The sequence below is a fragment of the Frankia sp. CcWB3 genome, assembly GCF_977927595.1.
This window is the reverse complement of the sequence record NZ_CDWRCK010000242.1, coordinates 1-6381: the sequence shown is the minus strand read 5'-3', so window position 1 is coordinate 6381 and position 6381 is coordinate 1. Positions and strand designations below refer to the sequence as shown.

Genomic DNA, 6381 nt, shown 5'->3' with positions numbered 1-6381 from the left:
CACTCACGCCGCCGTCACTCACGCCGCCGCCACCGCTGTCGTAATTGTCACCGCGGCGGGGGTGGCCTACGAGGCCGTGGAGGGGGAGGCGGCCTTCTACGGCTCGAAGATCGACGTGCAGATCGTCGACAGCGCCGGCCGTGAAGCCACCCTGTCCACCGTGCAGATCGACTTCCATCAGCCAGAACGGTTCGATCTGCACTACGCGGGCCCGGACGGCGCGATGCGCCGGCCGGTCATGGTCCACCGCAGCGTCATCGGCAGCGTGGAGCGGGCCGTGGCCCACCTCATCGAGTCGCACGGCGGTGCCTTTCCACCATGGCTTGCGCCCGTCCAGCTGGTGGTCCTTCCGATCTCCGACGCCGAGGCACCCCACGCCCTCGCGCTGGTCCGGCAGGCGGCCGACCGGGGACTGCGGGCCGAGGTCGCCGGTCCGGAGCGCGGCACCCTGGGCGCGCGGGTCCGGGCCGCTCGTCTGGTGCCCTACCAGGCGATCATCGGTGCCCGGGAGGCAGCCGACGAGCGGGTCTCCCTGCGGCTGCGGGACGGGCGCCGCCTGGAGGCCCGGCCCGCCGCGGAAGTCCTGGCCGGCATCGATCTCCTGACAAGCGCGCACGGCACCGATCTATGGACCAATCCCCGGGAGGCCGGTGTCCGCCCGTAGCCGGCACCCGGTGGCCCGCCCGCTGCCCGCCGGTTGGCCTCGACGCGTGGGGGAGCGCCCGACCCGCGGGTGTTCTCAATAGACATGCGTCGACATACCAAGCGGCCCCATATTGGCGAGTATCAGTATGGGGCCGCGTTCTTTGTGGCTGGGCTGAAATTTACACGCCGCGCAGCTCCCGGTATTTACTCAGCACGTCTTTCACAGCGTCCGTCACGGGCTGTTCCTCGGTGAGTGGCGTCCAGGTGTAGGCGTCGTGTTCCTGAAGTTCGACCGGCTCAGGGGACGTAATGAAGTAACAAATACGTGATCGAGAGCATCATCGCAGGTCACAGGCCTGTGGAGGGTTCGAAACGCGCAAGTTATTTCATTTCGACTCCTCAGGGCTGGCCACGTCCACGGCGAAGTTGAACTGTCGGCTTTTCTTACCACTTCCTGATGCGTAGTCGAAACTGTCGAGGTAATCGCGGACGGCGGTCACGTGCAGGCCGGTTTCTTCCTCGACCTTCCGGATAAGCGCCGAATCCAGCGCCTCACCCGGCTCGACTTTTCCGCTGGGCAGCTCGAAAATCCCGCCCATAAAATCGTCCTCAGGACGTTGGAGAAGTAGCACCCTACCGTCGTGCTGGACAACTGCGCCGACGACGAACTGCTGTACCTCGTCGCGCTCGGCCTCGGCCCGCTGTCGGACTCTCGCGGTCACTGTTCCTCAAAGAATTGTACGTGGTTGAAGCGGCGCGGCGTGAGGGTGTCGGGAAGCAACTCATGCACGCGCTTTTTGAGCTTGCCATGAAGCACGATTGCAGCCGTGTGGAGTGGCAGACTGAAGCCACCAGCCAGGACGCCCATCGCTTCTATGTCGAGTTGGGCGTGCCAGTGTTCGAGGGCAAGGCGTTCTATCGACTGGAAGGCGACAAGTTGCGGCGGGCCGCTGGTTTTCCTGTAGAGACAGGGTGAGAGCGAGGTGGTTCAGACACCGACCTCGTCGCCATTATCCTGCGATGGTGTGATTGACAGCATCGCCGACAGCCATAGTCGTCATTTCCGGGAGATGGAGGGCTCTGCCGGGCCGATCGTTAAGACCGGGCGACGGACGCGGGGATCGCGCCGGCACCTCCACTCTCCGTCGAGCATGATCTGCAGCCGCCTTGGGGACGTAATGAAGTAACAAATACGTGATCGAGAGCATCATCGCAGGTCACAGGCCTGTGGAGGGTTCGAAACGCGCAAGTTATTTCATTTCGACTCCTTGACGAAGGCGGGAAGGTCCCCGGCGGGGTACCCGCCACCGCAGGCGACTACGTAGAGATTGCGATTCCCGTCGGTCATGGCGAAACCTCATTGTGATCGTTTTGGAAGATCGCTGCGGTTTTCGTCTCGTCGAGCACTCTCTCGTGCCGCGTCTCGTCCTCGGGTCAGGAAATGCTTTTCTATACCGAAAAATCAAAGTTATCAACACCGGATCCGGATCCGGTGCAGGTCGTCCCTGCCGGGGCGGGGCAAGTCAGATCCGGGTGAAGGCCTCCGCGTCACGACGGAAGCGGTCCAGCTCGGTAAGACTGATCGTCGGCCGGGCCAGCCGGGCGGCATCCAGCAGGTCCTGCGTGCTCAACGGGGTTACCACCGGGCCGTGGCCGCCCCCGCCGCTCTCCGCTCCCGCCCCGGCGCCGACCTTCGCCCCGTCGGCGGCCCGGTGGAAGGCGGCGGCGGCGGATCGCTGCACGACCGCCGAGAGATCGGCCGGCGTGAACAGGTCGGTGGCCGCGACGACGGCGTCCAGATCGATGTCCCCCTTGTTCGCGACCCGGTCCAGCAGCCCTTCGAGCAGCACCCGGCGCCCCTTGGCGTCCGGCGGCCCGACAGGGAGGACGAGATCGAACCGGCCGGGCCGGATGAACGCGGGATCCAGCGCCGAGACCGCGTTGGTCGCGCAGATCAGCAGCCGGCCCTGCACCCCGCGGAACTGCGGGATCGCCTTGAGTAGCTCGTTGACGACGGACTGGTTCTCCGGCCGGGTCTCGCGTGACTGGGCGATCTCGTCGACCTCGTCAATGAACACGACGACCCGCTCGACCCCCATGAGGTCGTTGATCGCTGACCGCAGCTCGGCGGCGAGCCCACTGCCGCCGGAGGCCAGCCGTGAGGGCAGCAGCTCGACGAACGGCCATTCCAGCCGGGCGGCGACCGCCCGGGCGAAGGACGTCTTGCCGGTGCCGGGCGGCCCGAACAGCAGCATCGCCGTCGGGATGACGACTCCGTATGCCTCGGCGAGCTCCCGTTCCCGGACCGGCAGCAGCAGCCGCTTCTCGATGAGCGCGCGCTCCTCCTCCATCCCGGCGAGGTTGGACCACTCGGAGGTGCTCAGCAGCGCGCCGCCCCACCGCTCGACGGTGGAGACGTCCGCCGGGCGCAGGGGAACCTGCTTGTCGTAGAGTACCTGCCCGGTAGCGGTGAAGCCGCGGTTGAGGAACGCCTCCTCACCCGGCTGCCCGGGGGTGATCAGCGTGGTGATCCGCCGGCAGCCGGCGTGCAGGAGCAGGTTCTCCACGCTCTGCAACAGGCTGGAGCCAATGCCGTGGTGACGCCAGGCGGGCGCGATGGCGACCGTGAGCACCCGGCCCTGGCCGCCCTCCTTGCGCCCGACCGCGGCACCGACGAGATGCTCGCCCGCGACGGCGACCACCGCGGGGGACTCGGTGTCCGGGAGTTCGTGCCGCAGCGCCAGCACGGTGTCGGTGAGGTTGATGGGCGGGCCGCCCAGGGTGCTCCGCACTTCCTCCAGCAGGCGTACTGTCGCCGCGTAGTCGGCGGTCTCGTAGGGACGGATGTGCCAGATGGGCACGCTGGCTCCTTCAAGTCGGTCACCGACGGATCGTCGACTCGACAATGCCCTTCTGTTCTGCCCCGATCAGCAGGGACTGACGAAGCTTTCTGGCGGGACCTTGGGACCGCCACCCCCGGCCGAAGGCAATCTTCGTGCCTGTAGGTGCTCCCTTGGGCGGGGCGGCCCCTACTCCTGCGCGTTCCGGTGGTGATGATCAGGACGGGCGATCTCAGCCGAGTGTTCTGGCCGCTCGGCGCGGCGCCAGGCGGCGTCGGTGAGTAGACGCAGTCCGTTGAGGCCGACGATGACGGTGGAGCCCTCGTGGCCGGCGACTCCCAGCGGCAGCGGCAGGGTGCCGATCAGGTCCCAGATCACCAGGCCAGTGATGAACAACGCGGCGATGACGAGGTTCTGCACTACCAGGCGGCGGGCCCGCTGCGCGAGGGCGACGACAGCGGGGATGGTGGCCAGTTCGTCGCGGACCACCACGGCGTCGGCGGTGTCGAGGGCGAGGTCGGAGCCGGCGCGGCCCATGGCGATGCTGGCGTAGGCGGCGGCGAGTGCGGGGGCGTCGTTGACGCCGTCGCCGACCATCAGCACCTTCCGGCCGGCCTGCTGGAGGTTTTGGACAGCGGTGACTTTGTCCTGGGGTAGTAGACCGGCGCGGACGTCGGCGATGCCGACCTCGGCGGCGAGGTGGGCGGCGGCGCGCGGGTTGTCGCCGGTGACCAGGACAGGCGCGGTGCCGGTCGCCGTGGCCAGGGCGGTGACGGTGGCGGCGGCCTTGTCGCGCAGCCGGTCGGCGATGCCCAGCACACCCACCGGGGTGTCGTCCTGGATGACCAGGACCGCGGTACGGCCCTTTTCTTCCAGGCGGGCGGCCACCGCGGCGGCCGGGTGCCGGGAGCGGCTGCCCAGCAGCCGTACGGAGCTGCCGACCGCGACCGGATGGCCGTTGACGGTGGCGGTCACGCCGGTGCCGGCTGTGGAGGTGAAGGTCTCCACCGGCGGGATGTCCAGTTCGCGGGTGCGGGCGGCTGCCACGATGGAGCGGGCCAGCGGGTGCTCGCTGGGGTGCTCGGCCGCCGCCGCCAGCGCCAGCAGGCTGTCCTGGGTAAGGCCGGAGGCGGCCAGCGGCTGGATGTCCGTCACCCGAGGGGTGCCTTCGGTGAGGGTGCCGGTCTTGTCCAGCGCGACGGCGTCGACCTGGCCGAGGCGTTCCATGACCAGCACGGACTTGATCAGGACGGACTTGATCAGGACGCCGTGGCGGCCGGCGGTGGCGACCGCGGACAGCAGCGGGGGCAAGGTCGCCACCACTCTCCAATCGCTGGCGGCCCCGTCGAGACTGTTGATCCTCGCCCGGTTACGCGAGGGCCCGCTCGCCGCGACCGAGCTGGCCGCCGAGGTCGGTCTGGAGCAGTCCGCCTGCTCCCACCAGCTCCGCCTGCTGCGCCATCTCGGCCTCGTGGCTGGCACCCGCAAAGGCCGCTCCGTGGTGTACTCCCTCTACGACAACCACGTCGCCGAGCTCCTTGACCAGGCCCTCTACCATGTCGAACACCTCGGCCTCGGCCTCGCGGACACCCCCGCTACCGACGCCGAGCCGGAGCGGGAGACGGCGACCGCCCCGAGCGCCTGACGCGCCGACCACGCATCCCGCCCGTGCCGGTGGAGGCGAGGTCGCGCCGTCCCCAGGCGCGGACGGCCAAGTCTCGCGGTCAATGGTCCGGGGAAGAGGGATCCGGGCAAGAGGCAAGGCGGTGCCCATCGAGCGATCTGGAGGTGGCCGCGGGGGCGGACTGGAACGCCGATACGGACTTCGACGTCCGGCTGCAGGGCGTGCCGCTCACCAATCGCCGTCCGGATGTCGTGGTGTATCGCGCGGACACGATCGACGTCACGCCCACCCGTCCCGAGCACGTGCTGCTGGTTGTGGAGATCGTCTCGCCGGGGTCGGAGACCACCGACAGGATCGTGAAGGTGGACCAGTACGCCAGGGCCGGCATCGCTTTCTACTGGCGGGTCGAGCAGGCCGCTACCGGTGTTCCGCTGGTGTACACCTATGTCCAGTGTACACTTATGTCCTCGATCCGGCGAGCGGGGCCTACCGGGATGGAGAGGTGTTCACCGGCGTGGTCAAGATCTCGGCTCCCTTCGCGGCAGAGATCGATTTCGGTCAGCTCTGATACCCATCCTTTGCCGGCGCTCCGCGAAGGAGCGCCGAGTGCGACGGGCCGGGGCGCTGGCTCCTGTCCGCCCAGGGCGTCGTGCGGCGATGGGCGCGACGGTCCGGCCAGGCCAGCAGCAGGTAGTCCAAGACGGACGGGGCGAGCCGTCCGGCGTTGAAGTAGATCTCGTCGTGGATAAGCAGGCCTTCGTCGACGACGACCCGGCGGTTCCTACCGGGTTGGCCTTCGTGTCCTCGGCGCTACCTACAGTACAGCCTGCGGGGTTGATCGGCTGGGAGGTGGCATGAGGTTCGCGCCCGTCTGGGCGCGGGCCTTCCTGTCAGGTGAGGAGGTCGAGGAGTTCGGTGAGGGAGTCGATGATGTGGTCGGGTCTGGCTGTGTGCAGGGTGCGGGTGGGGGTGTAGCCGTTGGTGATGGCGACGGTCTGGTAGCCGGCGGCGCGTCCGCTGTGGATGTCGTAGGCGGTGTCGCCGATGTAGAGGGCGCGGGTGGTGGTGCGGCGTTGGCGCAGCTGGTGGGTTTTGTCGGTGACGTCGCCGTCGAGGAAGTGTAGGAGGGGGTTGAGCCCGCCGGTGTGGGCGTCGGCGTGGACGGTGGCGGTGCTGGCGGCGGAGACGACGCCGAGGGTGGCGCCGTAGGCGGTGAGGCGGGTGAATGCTTCGGTGGCGTCGGGGCGTGGTTGGGCGGGGGGGTGGCTGAGG

At 68.5% G+C, this 6381-nt stretch carries 6 protein-coding genes and 3 pseudogenes; 4 read left to right on the top strand and 5 right to left on the bottom strand.

The features are described from left to right. A partial coding sequence (locus tag ACY5KJ_RS16400) for an aminoacyl--tRNA ligase-related protein (protein ID WP_462203771.1) occupies positions 1–664 on the top strand: 664 nt, incomplete at its 5' end. 166 nt (positions 665–830) lie between these two features. On the opposite strand, the pseudogene ACY5KJ_RS16395 reads toward ACY5KJ_RS16400, so the two are convergent. Continuing rightward, positions 831–1367, bottom strand: a pseudogene (locus ACY5KJ_RS16395) (NUDIX domain-containing protein); the annotation flags it as partial. A 14-nt stretch (positions 1368–1381) separates the two neighbouring features. Here ACY5KJ_RS16395 and ACY5KJ_RS16390 point away from each other — a divergent pair. Then, positions 1382–1621 carry a GNAT family N-acetyltransferase gene (locus tag ACY5KJ_RS16390; protein WP_462185893.1) on the top strand — a complete coding sequence of 80 codons (240 nt, stop codon included), beginning with the start codon at positions 1382–1384 and terminating at the stop codon, positions 1619–1621. A 34-nt stretch (positions 1622–1655) separates the two neighbouring features. Here the strand turns inward: ACY5KJ_RS16390 and ACY5KJ_RS16385 are convergent, their stop codons facing one another. The 3 genes and pseudogenes from ACY5KJ_RS16385 to ACY5KJ_RS16375 form a co-directional block, all read right to left on the bottom strand. Next, complete coding sequence (locus ACY5KJ_RS16385) at positions 1656–1856, bottom strand: hypothetical protein (protein WP_462185894.1); 201 nt, start codon at positions 1854–1856, stop codon at positions 1656–1658. Positions 1857–2168: 312 nt separating this feature from the next. After that, positions 2169–3506 carry an ATP-binding protein gene (locus tag ACY5KJ_RS16380; protein WP_462203769.1) on the bottom strand — a complete coding sequence of 446 codons (1338 nt, stop codon included), beginning with the start codon at positions 3504–3506 and terminating at the stop codon, positions 2169–2171. A 168-nt stretch (positions 3507–3674) separates the two neighbouring features. After that, a pseudogene (locus tag ACY5KJ_RS16375) lies at positions 3675–4808 on the bottom strand (HAD-IC family P-type ATPase); the annotation flags it as partial. Here ACY5KJ_RS16375 and ACY5KJ_RS16370 point away from each other — a divergent pair. Both ACY5KJ_RS16370 and ACY5KJ_RS16365 read left to right on the top strand, forming a co-directional pair. Then, positions 4768–5130, top strand: coding sequence for an ArsR/SmtB family transcription factor (locus tag ACY5KJ_RS16370; RefSeq protein ID WP_462185896.1), 363 nt, complete (start codon positions 4768–4770; stop codon positions 5128–5130). The pseudogene ACY5KJ_RS16375 and the gene ACY5KJ_RS16370 overlap by 41 nt on opposite strands. A 29-nt stretch (positions 5131–5159) precedes the next feature. Next, a pseudogene (locus ACY5KJ_RS16365) lies at positions 5160–5677 on the top strand (Uma2 family endonuclease). A gap of 322 nt (positions 5678–5999) precedes the next feature. On the opposite strand, the gene ACY5KJ_RS16360 reads toward ACY5KJ_RS16365, so the two are convergent. Then, positions 6000–6381: HAD family hydrolase (locus ACY5KJ_RS16360; RefSeq protein WP_462203768.1), on the bottom strand; the 382-nt coding region annotated here is incomplete at its 5' end.

Coding starts and splice junctions, on each gene's coding strand:
- ACY5KJ_RS16385 (WP_462185894.1), bottom strand. CDS start 1,856: ATGATGCTCTCGATCACGTATTTGTTACTTCATTACGTCCCCAAGGCG.